Origin of the sequence: Pseudomonas fitomaticsae (genome assembly GCF_021018765.1) — a bacterium.
Classification (GTDB): Bacteria; Pseudomonadota; Gammaproteobacteria; order Pseudomonadales; family Pseudomonadaceae; genus Aquipseudomonas; species Aquipseudomonas fitomaticsae.
Genome location: NZ_CP075567.1, coordinates 4,144,330 through 4,163,527, shown reverse-complemented (window position 1 = coordinate 4,163,527; position 19,198 = coordinate 4,144,330). Strand labels below are relative to the sequence as shown.

Here is a 19,198-nt window from a genome sequence, read left to right as displayed (position 1 = left end):
ATAACGGATATGTAATTTCGGCGCCACCGTCACGAAAGGTTCGGATTGTTACCTTGATCCCGTCAGTGACTTGAATGAGGAATCAATGATGAAACTTGCACAGATTGGCGCGTTTGCCGTGGCTCTGATGATGTCTTCCCTGGTGTTGGCCGAAGGTGGCGGTGACCGCACTTTCGACCGAATGATGGCCGCCAATGACCGCTCGATGGAGGTGTTTGCTGCGAAGGAAAAGGCCCGTGATCCGGTCGTCGTGAACGACAAGAAGGACGACAAGACCCAAGACCTGTAAGCGTGCTGCCAGTGAATGAGCCCGTCATCGCGCATCGATGGTGGGCTTTTTTATGAGTCGTGTTTTGAGGTAAACGAATATGAAAACTCTAAAGCTGTTGGCGTTCACCGCTGTCATGGCAATGTCCTTGAATGCGTTGGCCGAAGGCGGTGGCGACAGAACGTTCGACCGGGCGCTCAGTGCCAACACCAAAGCCATGGAGCAGTACGCGGCCAGTCAGGGCAAAGCGGCGCCGGTGGTCAAGGAATACGAGTACGGAATGAAGCTGGATGTGAAGAAGGTGGTGAGCGTTGTCCGGCCAAAGAATGAATGCGCTGTTGTGCCGGCTGCGATGACTTACGAGGACTCCAAAGGGCAGCTCAATACGGTCACTTACAACGTAATGGGGAATTGTCGTCAGCAGGGTGGCTGACGTTAATCCCGGCTGACGCGCCCGGTTCATGTTCAATGAGTCGGGCTTTTTTTCGCGCATAAAAAAGGCGCCCCGAAGGACGCCAAAAATTCACCTCTTACCAAAGGAGCAAGGAGCTTCTAAAGGTGAATGGGCATTGCTCGTGAAACTCAGAGAATCGCCAGCGGGTATTCGATGATCACCCGCACTTCATCCAGATCCGATTCGAATGCGGTGGCGCGGGTAGTGGCCTGGCGCAGACGCAGCGACAGGTCTTTCATAGAACCGCTTTGCACCACGTATTTGACTTCGATGTCACGCTCCCAGCGCTTCTGGTCGGTCAGCGGATTGCCGTCGGCATCGCGGCGCATGTACACGGCGTTGGCGTTGGAGTAATCGGCGTCGGTGCCGCGTGCATAACGGGTCATGAACGACAGGCCCGGTACGCCATAGGCGGTCATGTCGAGGTCGTAGCGCACCATCCACGAACGCTCCTTCGGCGAGTTGAAGTCGCTGTACTGGATCGAGTTGTCGAGGAAGATCGAGTCGGACTGGCGCAGGTAGTCGAAGTCGTCGTTGCCGTTGTTGCGCTGGTGGGAGAGGGCGACGGAGTGGGCGCCGAGTTTCACGCCGACGCGGCCGCTCCAGATGTTGTTGTCGAACTGGCCGAGCAACTGTTTGCCCTCGTCGACCGCCTTGTAGTAATTCAGGCCGCCGAACAGCGACAGGTCATCCGATAGCGGATACGTCCACGCGGTGCCGGCGTAGTACTGGTTCCAGGCATCTTTGAGGCGACTGGAGTACAGGCTGAAACTCAGGTTTTTGTTCAGCGCGTAATCGCCGCCGCCGTAAGCGATCCACGGCGAATTGACCGGGCCGGCATAGAAGGTCGCGAAGTTCTCGCGCAGGTCGCTGGACACCGGTTGGCTCATCGCATGCAACCGGCCGCCCTGGATCGACAGACCTTCGATGCTGGTGTTGGTCGCCGTCACACCGCGAAAGCTTTCCGGCAACAATCGTGAATCGCCCGCCGCGACCACCGGGTTGGCCGGGAACACATCACCGACTTTCACCACCGTATCGAAGGCCCGCACTTTGGCGGCGCCACCGACCTTGGTGTATTCGTCCCGCGCTTCACCGTCGCTGTTGACCGGCAATACATCGAACGAACTGCGGCCACCGTTACGGCCGTCGCCGGTGTCTAGTTTCAGACCGATCATCGCAAACGCATCCACCCCGACCCCGACGGTGCCCTGGGTGAAACCGGATTCGAACTTGCCGATGATGCCGTGGGCCCAGGCTTCGGAATAACCATTGCCCGTGGGACTGGACTGGCCGTTGCGGTGGTCACGGTTGAAATAGAGGTTACGGTTGAGCACCGTCAGGCTGCTGCCTTCGATAAATCCTTCGGGTTTTTCTTCTGCAAACACCGTGGACGGCCCGGCGCCGACAACCACTGCCAGAGCGGCCATCGACATTTTTGTGTTGTTAACCATCAATCACTCCTAGGGTTCGGCAGAACGGGAACGAGTTTCGGCGTGGGTTTTATTGTTCGACGGACAAGGGGCCGCCGGGAGAGTCGCCGGGTGACATCGTTGCAGGCTGCGGATAACGAGGAGGTGATTGGGGAATTACAATTTCGTTAGGTGGGTGGAGTCGAAACTCACATACAGGGCGGGGCTGATCGTTCCATGTATGCAGATGTTCGTTTCTACCGTTCGAAGCTTTCCAGCACGTCTTCTGGCAGAGAGGTATCGATGTCATTGGGAAGTGTGAGTTTGCCCTTCATGGTTCCGATCCGTTGGGCGCGCGTTTTTTCAAGGTGACTTTGTCTTTGCGTTCCTCGGCTAACGCCTCGAGGCCGTCCATCAACTCTGAAAAAAAATCTCGCTTCATGGTTCGCCATCTCCTCCAGAAAATAGATCTTCGAATTTACTGGCAAATGGGTCCTTTCGAATGTCATACATTGCCCAGTGACTTGCAGGAAAACTCCTAAAGAGCAGACGGCATTTACGATAAAAGGATCGCTATCTTCGGTTGCGTCCATCAGGGGGCAGAGTTTTTTGAAATGAAACTCCAAAAAACAAAACGGCATCCGAAGATGCCGTTTTTTTGAGTGGTAGATCATGACCGAATGGTTTCGATTGATGGTCATCTATTATCTAGCGCTATTTCCTTTCTATTGATAACTCTCTCGTTGACAACACGACGTACCACTGGTGCAGAGGGCTTTTTTGGTGGTGTGGGTCTAGTCTCATTTACTGGTTTGGACGGGCCGTTGGTCGCTTTCATTTCTGATTCCTATTGGGACCGCCGTTAACATCGTCGTACGTCTTTCTGGATGGTGGAACAGGCGGTTTTACAGGTGCTTGGGGCAGAGCTTTTTGTTCGCTCAATGCTGGTTTATTGGGTTCGCTCAATTTTTCCGCCCCTTTTTGAAGAATTATATTTTCGAGGATTATAGTCCTTTTTTTCAGGTCTGCTACCGCGTCAGATCTAGAGTCATTTAACAGCTGAGTTTTTAAGGCGGCGATTTGATCTCCCACGTATGTATCTTTTATTGAAAAATTTTTCCTGGGAGAGGAGGTGTCCATGTCAAAGAGAACAAATAGCAAGCTGCCTATGGCGAGGGGAATACAAGCCATCAGAAAAGTTGAAAGTGCTTTAAACACCCAGCGGGATCGCTCTTCGTTGACCAGGGCGTTATGTGTAGAGCAGCTAATGTAAGTGTTTGATATAAATCTAGCGGTTTCTTTGGCAGGATTGATTAAGGGTATTTGTTCGTGTTGAGCTACTTGGGCGTTATATTTGGCAAGCTCATCGTTGTACTCTATTTGGCTTTCGTAGTATTCCTTGATTTTTTCTGCATATGGCATTCGGTTGAATTCAGAGCCGCTAAAAGCTTTGCAATTGAAATATGTGGATATTGCTGAAATTATTAACGTTGTTGCTGCGAGGAAAGAAATAACATATGCAATCTTAGGGTTGAACGTGAAGTCTAGAAAACGCGCGAGATAGATTGTTGCTGAAGCAAGGGCGAATATTGCTGTAAATATTATTTGGGTTTTTATTGAAATGCTGTTTTTTATCTCTTCTTCATATGCATACATTTTTTCGTAAGTGGTATGTATGTTGTGAATGTTCAATATGATTTCCCTGTGTCCTGTCGATCGGTCAGTGCATTCAATGTGCCTGCGAAGCTGCTTTATCCCGCTCACACACGATAGCTCCGAGAGCCGAATACGGGGTGTAGGACGAAACCGACAATTCAGCGGGAGCTTTCTGGAGTTTAAGCAGGAAGGGGCAGGGCACTCGTAATGAATTCCCCAAACGCAAAAACGGCACCCGAAGGTGCCGTTTCTGTTTGTAGCCAGCTATCGCTGAGCGATCAGCCCGCCAGGCCCGATTGCTGAACCAGGGTCAGCAGCGGTTGCGGGTAGACGCCGAGGAAGAACGCGACCACGGCGATTGCCAGCAGCATCACGCCGCCTGCTTTCTGTTCCCAGTGCAGCTGGGCGTCGTGGCGGCGCAGGTTTGGTTCGATCAGGTACAGGGTGACCATCACGCGCAGGTAGTAGAACACGCCGATGGCGCTGCCCAGTACCAGCGAGCCGACCAGCCACCATTGGTGCGACTCGACACCGGAAGCGATGATGTAGAACTTGCCGATGAAGCCAGCGGTCAGCGGGATACCGGCCAGGGACAGCATCATTACGGTCAGTACGGCGGTCAGGTACGGACGGCGCCAGAACAGGCCGCGGTACTCGTACAGCGCATCTGCGTCACGGCCGTTGTACGGCGAGGACATCAGGGTGATCACGCCGAAGGCGCCGAGGCTGGTGATCACGTAGGTGACCAGGTACACGCCGATGGCTTCCACCGCCAGACCCTTGCTCGCCACCAGTGCGATCAGCAGGTAGCCGAAGTGCGCGATGGACGAGTAACCGAGCAGACGCTTGAGGTTGCTCTGGGTCAGGGCCAGCAGGTTACCGAACAGGATCGAGGCGATGGCGATGATGGTCAGCACGTTGCTCAGAACGCCACTGCTTGCAGCAGGGGAGATCTGGAACAGACGAACCATGACCGCGAACACAGCCACTTTCGAAGCGGTGGCGAGGAACGCGGCCACCGGTGCCGGAGCACCTTCGTACACGTCCGGCGTCCACAGGTGGAACGGTACCAGCGACAGCTTGAACGCCAGACCGATCAGCATCATGCCCAGGCCCAGTTGCGCCAGCGAGCTTGGCAGGCCGGTCGCGGCCAGTGCCTGACCGATGCCGACGAAGCTCAGCGAACCCGAGTCGGCGTACAGCAGCGCCATACCGAACAGCAGGAACGCGGAACCGGCGGCCGACAGCACCATGTACTTGATGCCGGCTTCCAGCGAACGCTTGTTGAAGAAGGCATAGGCCACCAGACCGTAGACCGGCACCGACAGCAGTTCCAGACCGATGAACAACCCGGCCAGGTGCTGCGCGCTGACCAGAACCAGGCCACCGGCGGCGGCCATCAGGATCAGCAGGTACAGTTCTTCACGGTTGCCCGGGTAACCCGAACCGCCATCGCCGAGGTAAGCGTGGGCGAGGGTGACGCAAGCGAGGGTGGCGACCAGGATCAGCGCCATGTACAGGCAGGCAAAGGTGTCGATCTGCAGCAATGGAGTCACGGCCAGAGGCGCGACTTTCAGGGCCGGCAGAATCGACAGCAAGGCCAGGTTCAGACCTGCCACCGAAATCAGGAAGGTCTGCGAGTGGTTGCGGCGCCAGGCGATTGCCAGCATCACCACGATAATGGTGAGGCTGGTGATCAACAGTGGCGCAAGCGCAATAAAGTGTTGAATCGTGAATTCCATAGCGCTCTTACCGGGCCGAAGCGAGTTGAGTGAAGGCGGTGCCGAGCCACTGCTGCACGCCATGCATCGTGGCGGCAGAAGTGTCGAGGAACGGTTGCGGGTAGACGCCGAGGTAAATCAGCAGCACCGCAAGGCCCAGCACCATGATCAGTTCGCGACCGTCCATGCCGTGCAGGATCGAATCCGATTTGGACGGACCGAAGTAAGCGCGGTGGATCATGATCAGCGAGTAGACCGAACCGAACACCAGACCGGAAGTGGCAATCGCGGTGATCCATGGAGCACTGGCGAAGGTACCGATCAGGATCAGGAACTCGCCGACGAAGTTACCGGTACCCGGCAGACCCAGAGAGGCGGCTGCGAAGAACAGGCTGATCGCCGGCAGGTAAGCGATACGCGACCACAGACCGCCCATCTCACGCATGTCACGCGTGTGCAGACGCTCGTACAGCTGACCGCTGAGGATAAACAGTGCCGCTGCCGACAGACCGTGCGCCAGCATCTGGATCACGGCGCCTTGCAGCGCCAGTTGGCTGCCGGAGTAGATGCCGATCAGTACGAAGCCCATGTGGGAAACGGACGAGAAGGCGATCAGGCGCTTGATGTCGGTTTGCGCGAACGCCAGGAACGCACCGTAGAAGATCCCGATCAGACCGAGGGTCATGGCGATCGGCGCGAATTCGGCCGAGGCGTTCGGGAACAGCGGCAGGGCGAAACGGAGCAGACCGTAGGCCGCGGTTTTCAGCAAGATACCGGCGAGGTCGACGGAACCTGCAGTCGGTGCCTGGGCGTGAGCGTCAGGCAGCCAGGAGTGGAACGGAACCACTGGCAGCTTGACCGCGAAGGCGATGAAGAAGCCGAGCATCAGAATGTACTCGGTGGTCATCGACATCTTGGTCTTCAACAGGTCGGCGTAGTTGAAGGTGATCACGCCGGTGCTGTTGTAGTTGACCAGGACCAGACCGAGGATCGCCACCAGCATGATCAGGCCGGAAGCCTGAGTGAAGATGAAGAACTTGGTCGCCGCGTAGATACGGGTTTTCTTGCCGTCCGAAGAACTGTGACCCCAGAGCGCGATGAGGAAGTACATCGGCACCAGCATCATTTCCCAGAAGAAGAAGAACATGAACAGGTCGAGGGCGAGGAACACGCCGACAACACCGCCCAGGATCCACATCAGGTTCAGGTGGAAGAAACCGACGTGACGTTGAATCTCTTTCCACGAGCAGAGTACCGACAGGATACCCAGCAGACCGGTCAGCAGGATCATCAGCAGCGACAGGCCGTCGAGGGCCAGGTGCACGTTGATGCCGAAGCGCTGGATCCAGACGTGCTTGAACTCAAGCGCCCAGGTCGGATCGGCGCCAGGCGCCGGTGCAAATGAATAGTCACCGTGGGCCCACAGCCAGAGGCCGAGGGCGAGTTCCAGGGTCATGGTCAACAGCGCAATCCAGCGGGGGAGGGTAGCGCCGAAGCGCTCACCCATCCAGCACAGCAGGCCGCCGATGAAGGGGATCAGGATTAGCCAAGGCAGAATCATGACGGGCTCGTTTCCTTTCGCAAATTCGCAAGGTTCATATCAGACCGCTACCAGCACGACAGCGCCGATGACCAACACGGCACCAGCAGCCATCGAAGCAGCGTACCAACGCAGTTGACCGGTTTCGGTACGGCTGAGGGCAGTGTGACCACCCTTGGCCATGCGCGGGATCAGACCGATGGTCTGGTCGAGCGGGTCTTTGCGCAGCATGTGGCTGATCGCAAGGTACGGCTTCACGAACAGTTTGTCGTAGATCCAGTCGAAGCCCCAGGCAGCGAACCACCAGGCCGAAAGGAGACGGCCGATGCCGCTGTTGGCGATCGCAGTCACGAAGCGACGCTTGCCGAGGAACAGCAGGGCCGCCAGCAGGATACCGGCCAGGGCGATGGCGCCCGAGGCGATTTCCAGACTGTGCTTGGCTTCGCCACCGGCATGGCCAACGCTCTCGGGCAGTACGCCGTGCAGCGGTGGAACGATCATGGCGCCGACGAAAGTCGACAGCACGATCAGCACCGACAGCGGCAGCCAGTGAGCGATGCCGTGACCGGCGTGGGCTTCGGTCTTGGCTTCACCGTGGAACGCGATGAAGATCAGGCGGAAGGTGTACAGCGACGTCATGAATGCGCCAACCAGACCTGCGTAAAGCAGACCGTGGTTGCCGCTGGCGAACGCTTCCCAGAGGATTTCGTCCTTGGAGTAGAAACCTGCGGTCACCAGTGGCAGGGCGGCCAGAGCGGCACCACCGACGATGAAGCTGGCGTAGGCCAGCGGCAGTTTCTTCCACAGGCCGCCCATCTTGAAGATGTTCTGCTCGTGGTGGCAGGCAACGATCACCGCACCGGAGGCAAGGAACAGCAGGGCCTTGAAGAAGGCGTGGGTCATCAGGTGGAAGATCGCGCCTTCCCAGGCGCCAACGCCCAGCGCCAGGAACATGTAGCCGATCTGGCTCATGGTCGAGTAGGCGAGGATACGTTTGATGTCGGTTTGCACCAGTGCGGCGAAACCGGCCAGTACCAGGGTCACACCACCGACGATGCCGACCAGGTGCAGGATGTCCGGCGCCAGGGCGAACAGACCGTGGGTACGGGCGATCAGGTAGACACCGGCGGTCACCATGGTTGCGGCGTGGATCAGTGCCGAAACCGGGGTAGGGCCGGCCATCGCGTCCGCCAGCCAGGTCTGCAGCGGCAGTTGAGCCGATTTACCGACCGCACCACCCAGCAGCATCAGGGTGGCCAGCACGATCCAGAAATCGCCGACCTTGAAGTGCTCAGGCGCCTTCACCAGCAGTTCCTGGACGTTCAGCGTGCCCAGTTGCTGGAACAGGATGAACAGGCCGATCGCCATGAACACGTCGCCGATACGGGTGACGATGAAGGCTTTCAGTGCGGCGTTACCGTTGTTGCGGTTGCTGTAGTAGAAACCGATCAACAGGTACGAGCACAGGCCCACGCCTTCCCAACCGAAGTAGATGAACAGCAGGTTATCGCCGAGGATCAGGAACAGCATGCTGGCGATGAACAGGTTGGTGTACGAGAAGAAGCGCGAGTAACCGTCTTCGCCACGCATGTACCACGATGCAAACAGGTGGATCAGGAAGCCGACACCGACGACCACACCGAGCATGGTCACGGACAGACCATCCAGGTACAGCGCGAAGTTAGGCTGGAAACCTTCCACCGACATCCAGCGCCACAGCACCTGGGTGTAGACGCCACCTTCCGGTGGTGCGACGTTGAATTGCCAGATCACGTAGGCCGCGACGATGGCAGACAGGCCGATGGAGCCGACACCGATCAGCGCCGACAGGTTTTCCGAGAAGCGGCCGCGCGAGAACGACAGCAACAGGAACCCGATCAGAGGGAATACGAAAGTCAGAAAGAGTAGGTTCATCCGCGCATCTCACTGGCAGCGTCGATATCGAGCGTGTGGAAGCGGCGATACAGTTGCAACAGGATCGCCAAGCCAATACTGGCTTCGGCGGCTGCAAGGCTGATCACCAGGATGAACATGATCTGTCCATCCGGTTGCGCCCAGCGGGCGCCCGCAACGATGAAGGCCAGTGCAGAGGCGTTCATCATCACTTCCAGACTCATCAACACGAACAAAATGTTGCGGCGGACCATCAGGCCGACCAGACCAAGGCAGAACAGGATGCCGGCAACGGCTAAACCATGTTCGAGAGGGATAGCAGGCATGTCTTACTCCTTCGCCTCGTTACGGCCCAAATGGAACGCCGTGACGGCTGCAGCGAGCAGCAGCATCGAGGCGAGTTCGACCACCAGCAGATACGGACCGAACAGGCTGATGCCCACGGCTTTTGCATCGACGGTGGTGTGGCCGATGGCCTGACCGCTCTGGTGAGCGAACAGCACATACAGCAGTTCGGCCAGCAGCAGGGCGGCGAGAATCACCGGCCCCGCCCAGATCCCGGGCTTGAGCCAGGTGCGTTCCTGCTGAACCGAGGCGGGACCGAGGTTCAGCATCATCACCACGAACACGAACAGCACCATGATGGCGCCGGCGTAGGCGATCACTTCCAGCACGCCGGCGAACGGAGCGCCGAGTGCGAAGAAGGTCATGGCCACGGCGATCAACGAAATGATCAGGTAGAGCAGGGCGTGCACAGGATTGGTGTTGGTGACCACACGCAGTGTGGATACAACAGCGATACCCGATGCGAAATAGAAAGCGAATTCCATCGTTCTTCCTTAAGGCAGCAAGCTCTTCACGTTGATCGGCTCGGCTTCGTTTTGTGCGGCGCCTTTCGGCTTGCCCGCAACGGCCATACCTGCAACACGATAGAAGTTGTAATCAGGGTTTTTGCCGGGGCCGGAGATCAGCAGATCTTCTTTCTCGTACACCAGGTCCTGACGTTTGAACTCGGCCATCTCGAAATCCGGGGTTAGCTGGATCGCGGTGGTCGGGCAGGCTTCCTCGCAGAGACCGCAGAAAATGCAACGCGAGAAGTTGATACGGAAGAAGTCCGGGTACCAGCGACCGTCTTCGGTTTCAGCTTTCTGCAGCGAGATGCAACCCACCGGGCATGCCACGGCGCACAGGTTGCAGGCTACGCAGCGTTCTTCGCCATCGGGGTCGCGGGTCAGGACGATGCGACCACGGTAGCGTGGTGGCAGGTAGACCGGCTCTTCCGGGTATTGCAGGGTGTCGCGCTTGCGAAAGCCATGGCCGAAGACCATGACCAGGCTGCGCAACTGGGTACCGGTACCCTTAACGATGTCGCCAATATATTTGAACATGGGTCAAATCCTCACTGAACCGCAACCGCAGGCGTGTTCCACAACACGATTGCAGCGGTCACCAGCAAATTGATCAGGGTCAGTGGCAGGCAGAATTTCCAGCTGAAATCCATCACCTGGTCATAACGCGGACGCGGGATGGAAGCGCGCAGCAGGATGAACAGCATGATGAAGAACGCGGTCTTCAGTGCGAACCAGACGAAGGACAGTTGCGGCAGGATGCCGAACGGACCGTGCCAGCCACCGAAGAACAGGGTGACCAGCAGCGCCGAGATCAGGATGATGCCGATGTATTCACCGACGAAGAACATGCCCCATTTCATACCGGCGTATTCAATGTGGTAACCGTCGGCCAGTTCCTGTTCCGCTTCCGGCTGGTCGAACGGGTGACGGTGAGTCACGGCCACGCCAGCGATGAAGAAGGTACAGAAGCCGAAGAACTGCGGAATGATGAACCACAGGTTCTGCGCCTGGTACTCGACGATGTCGCGCATGTTGAACGAGCCGACCTGCACCACGATGCCCATCAGGGCCAGGCCCATGAACACTTCGTAGGACACGGTCTGCGCCGAGGCACGCAAGCTGCCCAGCAGGGCGAACTTGTTGTTGCTCGACCAGCCGGCGAACAGCACCGCGTAGACCGACAGACCAGCCATGGCGAAGAAGAACAGCAGGCCGATGTTCAGATCCGCCACGCCCCAGGTCGGGGTGATCGGGATGATCGCGAAGGCGATCAGCAGGGCGGACATGGCCACCACCGGCGCCAGGGTGAAGATCACCTTGTCGGCAAACGGCGGGGTCCAGTCTTCCTTGAAGAACATCTTCAGCATGTCGGCGGCGATCTGGAACATACCGAACGGGCCAACGCGGTTCGGACCGTAACGGTCCTGCCACCAGCCCAGCAGGCGACGTTCGACAAAGCTGAGCAACGCGCCTGCGACCACCACGGCCAGCAGAATCACGATGGCCTTGATGACCGTCAGGATCACATCGATCACTTCAGGGGTGAACCAGGTCATTGCGCTGCCTCCTGCAGACCATCAACGGATACGCCGGCGAATGCCGGTGGAATGCCGGCGATGCCCGCAGGCAATGCCACCAGACCTGCGCCCAGCTCTTCATTGATACGCAGCGGCAGACGCAGGGTCTGGCCGGCAACATTGAGGCTCAGCAGTGCGCCGTCGTTGACGCCCAGGCGATCGGCTTCGGACTTGGCCAGTGCAACGTAGGCGGCCGGAATGCGTTCCTGAACCGGAGCGGCTTTCGAAGAGTTTTCTTCACTGCCGAACAGGTGATAGAACGGCACGGCTTGCCAGGTGCCCTGGGCCGGGTTGAACGCGCGCGGAACACTGGCGAACCAGTTCAGCGAATCACCAGTGCTTTCGATCAGGCGGGTGCCCGGATCGCCAGCGCGCAGGTGACCACCGACTTCGTCCTGGAACTTGTTCCAGGCTTGCGGCGAGTTCCAGCCCGGCGACCAGGCGAACGGCACCTGCTGACGCGGTTCGGCGGAGCCCGAGTAACCTTCCATCGAGAAGGCGAACGCGGTGTCCTTGTCTTGCGGAGTACGTGGTTCGTGAACGCTGATGTCGGCGCGCATCGCGGTGCGACCGGAGTAACGCAGTGGCTCACGCGCCAGTTTCAGACCCTTGATGCGGAACGAGGCGGACGGCGCGGCGTCGACGATACGGGCCAGTTGCGTGGTGCTCGAAGCAACGGCAGCGGTCACGTGGTCGAGTTGCGTCCAGTCGATCGGCTGGTTCAGCAGGGTGGCGCGCAGGGCGTGCAGCCAGCGCCAGCCTTCGTGGACCAGAATGCTCGCGTCCATGTATTGCGGGTCGAAAACCTGGAAGAAGCGCTGGGCGCGGCCTTCCTGGCTGACCAAAGTACCGTCGCCTTCAGCGAAGCTGGCGGCTGGCAGAACCAGATGCGCGCGGTCGCTGGTGGCGGTCTTCTGATGGTCGGCAACGATCACTACTTTCGCAGCGTTCAGTGCCGCTTCGACCTTGGCCTTGGCGGTGCGGGTATACAGATCGTTTTCCAGCACGACGATGGCGTCTGCCTTGCCGTCGATGACCGCTTGCAGCGCGGCATCAACCGATTCGCCACCGAGCATGGCCAGGCCGAGGCTGTTGGCTTCCGGCACGATCAGGCTGATCGAACCGTTCTTCTCGCGCAGCTTCAGGGCCTTGGCGATGTTCGCAGCAGCCTCGATCAAGGCTTTGGAGCCCAGCGAAGTACCGGCGATGATCAGCGGACGCTTGGCGGCGAGCAGTGCGTCGGCGATGCGCTTGGCCAGTTCCAGGGCTTCGGCGTCCAGACCTTCGACGGCCGGTGCGCTGGCGTCCAGGGCGTGAGCCACGGCGAAACCGATGCGCGCCAGATCGTCCGGAGCTGCGTGAACGCACTCTTCGGCGATGTCGTCGAGCTTGGTTTCAGCCAGGCTGGCGATGAACAGCGGGTTCAGCTCGTGCTGACCGATGTTCTTCACGGCAGCGTCGAGCCAAGGCTGGACGCGCATGGCTTCGGCCATGTCTTCGGCCTTGCCTTTGACCGACTGACGCAGGGCCAGGGCCATACGAGCGGCGGTCTGGGTCAGGTCTTCACCGAGGACGAACACGGCGTCGTGGTCTTCGATGTCGCGCATGTTCGGCACTGGCAGCGGGCTGTCTTTCAGCACTTGCAGGACCAGACGGATGCGTTCCAGCTCGGAGGCTTCGATACCGGAGTAGAAGTGCTCGGCGCCCACCAGTTCACGCAACGCATAGTTGCTTTCGAGGCTGGCACGCGGCGAACCGATACCGACGATGTTGCGACCGCGCAGCAGGTCGGCGGCTTTGTCCAGCGCGTCGTCCAGGCTTAGTTTGGTGCCGTCGGCCAGCAGCGGCTGACGTGGACGGTCGGTGCGGTTGACGTAGCCATAACCGAAACGGCCACGGTCGCACAGGAAGTACTGGTTCACCGAACCGTTGTAACGGTTTTCGATGCGACGCAGTTCGCCGTAACGCTCGCCCGGGGAGATGTTGCAACCGCTGGAGCAGCCATGGCAGATGCTCGGCGAGAACTGCATGTCCCACTTGCGGTTGTAGCGCTCGGAGTGAGTCTTGTCGGTGAACACACCGGTCGGGCAGACCTCGGTGAGGTTGCCGGAGAACTCGCTTTCAAGGGTGCCGTCTTCAACGCGACCGAAGTACACGTTGTCGTGGGCGCCGAATACACCCAGGTCGGTGCCGCCGGCGTAGTCCTTGTAGAAACGCACGCAGCGGTAGCAGGCGATGCAGCGGTTCATTTCGTGGGAAATGAACGGGCCCAGTTGCTGGTTCTGGTGGGTGCGTTTGGTGAAGCGATAACGGCGCTCGTTGTGGCCGGTCATCACGGTCATGTCTTGCAGGTGGCAGTGACCGCCTTCCTCGCACACAGGGCAGTCGTGCGGGTGGTTGGTCATCAGCCATTCGACGACACTGGCGCGGAACGCCTTGGATTCTTCATCGTCGATGGAGATCCAGGTGTTGTCGGTGGCAGGGGTCATGCAGGACATGACGATGCGACCACGGGTGTCGTTCTCGTCGGTGTACTGCTTGACCGCGCACTGGCGGCAGGCCCCGACGCTACCAAGCGCGGGGTGCCAGCAGAAATAAGGGATGTCGAGGCCCAGCGACAGACATGCCTGTAACAGGTTGTCTGCCCCGTCGACTTCGAGCGCTTTGCCGTCTACGTGGATAGTGGCCATGGTTCAAAGGTCTTCGTTGGCCCGGTGTCAGCGGGCGTGGCTAATGGAATCTTGTTATCCGTCCGAATCCAGTCAGCCCCGAAAGGCGTCATCGGACGAAAGGCGAAGGGCACGGACCCTTCGCCTTTTTTAAGCGTTTACGCGCCGACTGTGATCGGCTTCGCCAGAGGCGGGACGGCGGCGCTTGCAGGCGCGATACCGGCTTCGAACTCTGGACGGAAGTATTTGATGGCACTGCCCAACGGCTCCACGGCACCCGGTGCGTGAGCACAGAAGGTCTTGCCCGGGCCGAGGAAGTTGACCAGACCCAGCAGGGTCTCGATGTCGCCTGGCTGGCCGCGGCCTTGTTCGATGGCCATCAGCAGCTTGACGCTCCATGGCAGGCCATCACGGCAAGGGGTGCAGAAACCGCAGGATTCGCGAGCGAAGAACTGCTCCATGTTGCGCAGCAGGGACACCATGTTGACGCTGTCGTCCACCGCCATGGCCAGGCCGGTACCCATACGGGTGCCCACTTTGGCGATGCCGCCGGCGTACATTTGTGCGTCGAGGTGTTCCGGCAACAGGAAACCGGTACCGGCGCCGCCTGGCTGCCAGGCCTTGAGCTTGTAACCGTCGCGCATACCGCCGGCGTAGTCTTCGAACAGCTCGCGACCGGTCACGCCGAATGGCAGTTCCCACAGGCCAGGGTTCTTGACCTTGCCGGAGAAGCCCATGAGCTTGGTGCCCATGTCTTCGCTGCCGTCGCGGGCCAACGATTTGTACCAGTCCACGCCGTCGGCGATGATCGCCGGCACGTTGCACAGGGTTTCAACGTTGTTCACGCAGGTCGGCTTGCCCCACACGCCAACGGCGGCAGGGAAGGGCGGCTTGGAGCGCGGGTTGGCGCGGCGACCTTCGAGGGAATTGATCAGTGCGGTTTCTTCACCGCAGATGTAACGCCCGGCGCCGGTGTGGACGAACAGTTCGAAATCGAAGCCGCTGCCCAGGATGTTCTTGCCCAGCAGGCCGGCTGCCTTGGCTTCTTCCACGGCACGGTTCAGGTGCTTGGCGGCGGTGGTGTACTCGCCACGCAGGAAGATGTAGCCACGGTAGGTTTTCAGCGCGCGGGCACTGATCAGCATGCCTTCGATCAGCAGATGGGGCAGTTGCTCCATCAGCATGCGGTCTTTCCAGGTGTTCGGCTCCATTTCATCCGCGTTGCACAGCAGGTAGCGGATGTTGATGGATTCGTCCTTTGGCATCAGGCCCCACTTCACGCCAGTGGGGAAGCCTGCACCGCCGCGACCTTTGAGGCCGGCGTCTTTCACGGTCTGGACGATGGCGTCCTGATCCATGTCGGCGAAGGCCTTGCGCGCAGCGGCGTAACCGTTCTTGGCCTGGTACTCGTCGAGCCACACGGCTTCGCCGTCGTCACGCAGGCGCCAGGTCAGCGGGTGAGTCTCGGCCGAACGCTGGATGCGGTTGGCAGGACCGAAAGAGGTCAGGGTCATACGTAGCCCTCGAGCAGTTTGGCGACGCCGGCAGGCTGGACATCGCCAAAGGTGTCGTCATCGATCATCAGCGCCGGAGCCTTGTCGCAGTTGCCGAGGCAGCAGACCGGCAGCAGGGTGAAACGACCGTCGGCGGTGGTCTGACCCAGGCCGATACCCAGGTTGTTCTGGATTTCGCTGACCACCGACTCGTGGCCACCGATGTAGCAGACCATGCTGTCGCAGACGCGAATGATGTGACGGCCGACCGGCTGACGGAAGATCTGGCTGTAGAACGTGGCCACGCCTTCAACGTCGCTGGCCGGGATGCCGAGAATCTCGCCGATGGCGTAAAGAGCACCGTCCGGCACCCAGCCGCGTTCCTTCTGAACGATCTTCAGGGCTTCGATCGACGCCGCGCGCGGGTCTTCGTAGTGATGCAGCTCGTGCTCGATGGCCGAGCGCTCGGTTTCACTCAGGGTGAAACGGTCTGTCTGGATAAGCGTGCTGTTCATGCTTAGCGGTCCACGTCGGCCATAACGAAGTCGATACTACCCAGGTACGCAATCAGGTCCGCGACCATGCTGCCTTTGATCACCGAAGGGATCTGCTGCAGGTGGGCGAAGCTCGGAGTACGGATCCGGGTACGGTAGCTCATGGTGCCGCCGTCGCTCGTCAGGTAATAACTGTTGATGCCCTTGGTCGCTTCGATCATCTGGAAGGATTCGTTGGCCGGCATGACCGGGCCCCACGAAACCTGCAGGAAGTGCGTGATCAAGGTTTCGATGTGCTGCAGCGTGCGCTCTTTCGGCGGCGGCGTGGTCAGCGGGTGATCCGCCTTGTACGGGCCTTCCGGCATGTTGCGCAGGCACTGGTCGATGATCTTGACGCTCTGGCGCATCTCTTCGACGCGAACCATGCAGCGGTCGTAGGCATCGCCGTTGGCAGCCAGCGGCACTTCGAACTCGAAGTTCTCGTAGCCGGAGTACGGACGCGCCTTACGCAGGTCGAAGTCGCAACCGGTGGAACGCAGGCCGGCACCGGTGACGCCCCATTCCAGGGCCTCTTTGGTGTTGTACTGGGCAACGCCGATGGTACGACCCTTGAGGATGCTGTTCTGCAGGGCGGCCTTGGTGTATTCGTCGAGGCGCTTTGGCAGCCATTCAACGAAGTCTTTCACCAGTTTTTCCCAGCCGCGCGGCAGGTCGTGAGCGACGCCGCCGATGCGGTACCAGGCCGGGTGCAGACGGAAACCGGTGATGGCTTCGATCACCGTGTACGCTTTCTGGCGGTCGGTGAAGGTGAAGAACACCGGAGTCATGGCGCCGACGTCCTGGATGTAGGTACCCAGGAACAGCAGGTGGCTGGTGATCCGGAAGAACTCGGCCATCATGATGCGGATGACGTCGACCTTCTCTGGCACCTTGATGCCGGCCAGCTTCTCGACCGAGAGCACGTACGGCAGGTTGTTCATCACGCCGCCGAGGTAGTCGATACGGTCGGTGTACGGAATGAAACTGTGCCAGGACTGACGCTCGGCCATCTTCTCGGCGCCACGGTGGTGGTAACCGATGTCCGGAACGCAGTCGACGATCTCTTCACCGTCCAGTTGCAGGATGATACGGAACGCACCGTGAGCCGAAGGGTGGTTCGGGCCCAGGTTGAGGAACATGTAGTCCTCGTTCGGGCCGGAACGCTTCATGCCCCAGTCTTCAGGACGGAAGCGCGCGGCTTCTTCCTCAAGCTGTTGCTTGGCCAGGTTCAGGCTGAACGGATCGAATTCGGTGGCACGCGCCGGGAAGTCCTTGCGCAGCGGGTGACCTTCCCAGGTCGGCGGCATCATGATGCGCGACAGGTGCGGGTGACCTTTGAAGTCGATGCCGTACATGTCCCAGACTTCACGCTCGTACCAGTTGGCGTTCGGCCAGATGCTGGTGACGGTCGGCAAGCTGAGGTCGCTCTCGGACAAGGCGACCTTGATCATCACGTCACTATTACGTTCCAGCGACATGAGGTGATAGAACACGGTGAAATCGGCACCGCTCGGCAGCCCTTGACGCTTGGTGCGCAGACGCTCGTCCACGCCGTGCAGGTCATAGAGCATGACGTACGGCTTGGGCAGGTTGCGCAGGAAGGTCAGGACTTCGACGAGCTTGGCGCGAGCCACCCACAGCACCGGCATGCCGGTGCGGGTCGGCTGAGCGGTGAACGCTTCGGCGCCAAAACGGTTGTTCAGTTCGACGACCACATCCTGGTCGTCTGCCTTATAAGGCGGGATGTACAGAGCACTGCCTGTAGTCATGGTTATTTTTTCGCTTTCGGTCAACGTAAAGAATGAAGCCAGCTTCTCGTTTCTTTGAAACAGACTGGATCAGACTTCGTCAGGGCTGCGCAGGTTGGTGACTGCGATTCGCTGTTCGCGGCGCTGTTCCTTCTGCGAAGGCATGTCGGCGCGATAAACGCCTTGATCGCCAACGACCCAGGAAAGTGGGCGACGCTCCTGGCCAATGGATTCCTGCAACAGCATCAAGCCTTGCAGAAATGCTTCTGGACGGGGCGGGCAGCCAGGTACGTAGACGTCAACGGGCAGGAACTTGTCCACCCCCTGAACCACGGAGTAGATGTCATACATGCCGCCGGAGTTGGCGCACGAACCCATCGAGATCACCCACTTGGGCTCGAGCATCTGCTCGTACAGGCGCTGAATGATCGGCGCCATCTTTATGAAGCAGGTCCCGGCGATAACCATGAAGTCGGCCTGACGCGGCGATGCCCGGATAACTTCGGCGCCGAAGCGCGCGATGTCGTGGGGCGCCGTGAAGGCGGTGGTCATTTCCACGTAGCAGCACGACAGACCGAAGTTGTACGGCCACAGGGAGTTCTTACGTCCCCAGTTGACCGCGCCACTCAGCACGTCTTCCAGCTTGCCCATGAAAATGTTTTTGTGGACTTGATCTTCTAACGGATCGGAAACGGTTTCCCGCTGGCCGATCGGATACTGCTCGTTAGGAGCATCGGGGTCGATTCTGGTGAGATTGTATTGCATTGCCAAAGCCTCATTGTTTCAGCTTCGCCTGCCGCTTGCGACGAGCTTCCGGAGCCCAGTCAAGGGCGCCTACTCGGAACAGGTAGACAAGACCTGCCAACAGAATTGCTATGAAAACGAGAGCTTCGACGAATCCGGTCCAGCCGCTTTCGCGGACGGACACAGACCATGCAAAGAGAAAGAGGGCTTCGATATCGAAGATCACGAACAGCATCGCGACCAGATAGAATTTGGCTGAGAGCCGCAAGCGGGCGCCACCGGTAGGTAGCATGCCGGACTCGAACGGTTCGTTTTTGCTGCGGCCCCAGGCTTTTGACCCGAGGAGGCTGGAGACGCCGAGCATGAAGGCACACAGGCCGACTACACCCAGAAGGAAAATGGCAAAGCCCCAGTTGTGGGCCATGAGTCCTGTCGCTTCGGGCATGCTGGAAATCCTTAACAGAGAGCAAAGGTCTCTGAGCTTGATAAAGAAATAAGGCAGTGACGATATGTCGCAGCAATCAATCGCGCTGATTTTATGGCTAAACACCCGGCAAGTAAAATTCCTATAGCGAAATTATTTATTGGAATAAGGACATAGCGCACCTCGAAGGGCCCGCAGCCCATGCGTTGCGGGCA

The 19,198-nt window shown here is 59.1% G+C and carries 18 protein-coding genes; 2 read left to right on the top strand and 16 right to left on the bottom strand.

The window, feature by feature from the left end; genetic code table 11:
- The first annotated feature begins 88 nt into the window (after positions 1 to 88).
- Positions 89 to 289, top strand: coding sequence for a co-regulatory protein PtrA N-terminal domain-containing protein (locus tag KJY40_RS18725; protein WP_179694427.1), 201 nt, complete (start codon positions 89 to 91; stop codon positions 287 to 289).
- A gap of 79 nt (positions 290 to 368) precedes the next feature.
- Positions 369 to 701 (top strand): DUF2790 domain-containing protein, encoded by a 333-nt coding sequence (locus KJY40_RS18720; RefSeq protein WP_127798730.1) that lies wholly within the window; start codon positions 369 to 371, stop codon positions 699 to 701.
- Between the two features lie 149 nt (positions 702 to 850).
- On the opposite strand, the gene KJY40_RS18715 is transcribed toward KJY40_RS18720, so the two are convergent.
- The 16 genes from KJY40_RS18715 to KJY40_RS18640 form a co-directional block, all read right to left on the bottom strand.
- Positions 851 to 2,176 carry an OprD family porin gene (locus tag KJY40_RS18715; RefSeq protein ID WP_230731692.1) on the bottom strand — a complete coding sequence of 442 codons (1,326 nt, stop codon included), beginning with the start codon at positions 2,174 to 2,176 and terminating at the stop codon, positions 851 to 853.
- Positions 2,177 to 2,391: 215 nt separating this feature from the next.
- On the bottom strand, positions 2,392 to 2,835 hold the full coding sequence (locus KJY40_RS18710; RefSeq protein ID WP_230731690.1) for a hypothetical protein: 444 nt from the start codon (positions 2,833 to 2,835) through the stop codon (positions 2,392 to 2,394).
- A gap of 133 nt (positions 2,836 to 2,968) precedes the next feature.
- Positions 2,969 to 3,898, bottom strand: coding sequence for a hypothetical protein (locus tag KJY40_RS18705; RefSeq protein WP_230731689.1), 930 nt, complete (start codon positions 3,896 to 3,898; stop codon positions 2,969 to 2,971).
- 170 nt (positions 3,899 to 4,068) lie between these two features.
- Positions 4,069 to 5,532 (bottom strand): NADH-quinone oxidoreductase subunit NuoN, encoded by a 1,464-nt coding sequence (gene nuoN / locus KJY40_RS18700; protein ID WP_230731687.1) that lies wholly within the window; start codon positions 5,530 to 5,532, stop codon positions 4,069 to 4,071.
- Positions 5,533 to 5,539: 7 nt separating this feature from the next.
- Entirely contained in the window at positions 5,540 to 7,072 is a 1,533-nt protein-coding gene (gene nuoM, locus KJY40_RS18695) for an NADH-quinone oxidoreductase subunit M (RefSeq protein ID WP_007951464.1), read from the bottom strand.
- Between the two features lie 39 nt (positions 7,073 to 7,111).
- Complete coding sequence (nuoL, locus tag KJY40_RS18690) at positions 7,112 to 8,965, bottom strand: NADH-quinone oxidoreductase subunit L (protein WP_007951463.1); 1,854 nt, start codon at positions 8,963 to 8,965, stop codon at positions 7,112 to 7,114.
- Positions 8,962 to 9,270, bottom strand: coding sequence for an NADH-quinone oxidoreductase subunit NuoK (gene nuoK, locus KJY40_RS18685; protein WP_003180046.1), 309 nt, complete (start codon positions 9,268 to 9,270; stop codon positions 8,962 to 8,964). The genes nuoL and nuoK overlap by 4 nt, the downstream gene beginning before the upstream one ends.
- Positions 9,271 to 9,273: 3 nt before the next feature.
- Positions 9,274 to 9,774: an NADH-quinone oxidoreductase subunit J gene (gene nuoJ, locus KJY40_RS18680; protein WP_007951462.1), complete on the bottom strand. Its 501-nt coding sequence runs from the start codon at positions 9,772 to 9,774 to the stop codon at positions 9,274 to 9,276.
- A gap of 9 nt (positions 9,775 to 9,783) precedes the next feature.
- A complete protein-coding gene (gene nuoI, locus KJY40_RS18675; protein ID WP_007951461.1) occupies positions 9,784 to 10,332 on the bottom strand; it encodes an NADH-quinone oxidoreductase subunit NuoI in 549 nt (182 codons plus the stop codon).
- Between the two features lie 11 nt (positions 10,333 to 10,343).
- Positions 10,344 to 11,351, bottom strand: coding sequence for an NADH-quinone oxidoreductase subunit NuoH (gene nuoH / locus KJY40_RS18670; protein ID WP_007951460.1), 1,008 nt, complete (start codon positions 11,349 to 11,351; stop codon positions 10,344 to 10,346).
- Positions 11,348 to 14,062: an NADH-quinone oxidoreductase subunit NuoG gene (gene nuoG / locus KJY40_RS18665; RefSeq protein WP_230731685.1), complete on the bottom strand. Its 2,715-nt coding sequence runs from the start codon at positions 14,060 to 14,062 to the stop codon at positions 11,348 to 11,350. Before nuoG ends, nuoH begins: the two co-directional genes overlap by 4 nt.
- 137 nt (positions 14,063 to 14,199) lie before the next feature.
- On the bottom strand, positions 14,200 to 15,555 hold the full coding sequence (gene nuoF / locus KJY40_RS18660) for an NADH-quinone oxidoreductase subunit NuoF (RefSeq protein WP_064597744.1): 1,356 nt from the start codon (positions 15,553 to 15,555) through the stop codon (positions 14,200 to 14,202).
- Positions 15,552 to 16,049, bottom strand: coding sequence for an NADH-quinone oxidoreductase subunit NuoE (gene nuoE, locus KJY40_RS18655; protein WP_003223804.1), 498 nt, complete (start codon positions 16,047 to 16,049; stop codon positions 15,552 to 15,554). The genes nuoF and nuoE overlap by 4 nt, the downstream gene beginning before the upstream one ends.
- Before the next feature lie 2 nt (positions 16,050 to 16,051).
- On the bottom strand, positions 16,052 to 17,836 hold the full coding sequence (nuoC, locus tag KJY40_RS18650; RefSeq protein ID WP_115078470.1) for an NADH-quinone oxidoreductase subunit C/D: 1,785 nt from the start codon (positions 17,834 to 17,836) through the stop codon (positions 16,052 to 16,054).
- 69 nt (positions 17,837 to 17,905) lie between these two features.
- Positions 17,906 to 18,580 (bottom strand): NuoB/complex I 20 kDa subunit family protein, encoded by a 675-nt coding sequence (locus KJY40_RS18645; protein WP_007951456.1) that lies wholly within the window; start codon positions 18,578 to 18,580, stop codon positions 17,906 to 17,908.
- A gap of 10 nt (positions 18,581 to 18,590) precedes the next feature.
- Entirely contained in the window at positions 18,591 to 19,004 is a 414-nt protein-coding gene (locus KJY40_RS18640; protein WP_003223812.1) for an NADH-quinone oxidoreductase subunit A, read from the bottom strand.
- Between the last annotated feature and the right edge of the window lie 194 nt (positions 19,005 to 19,198).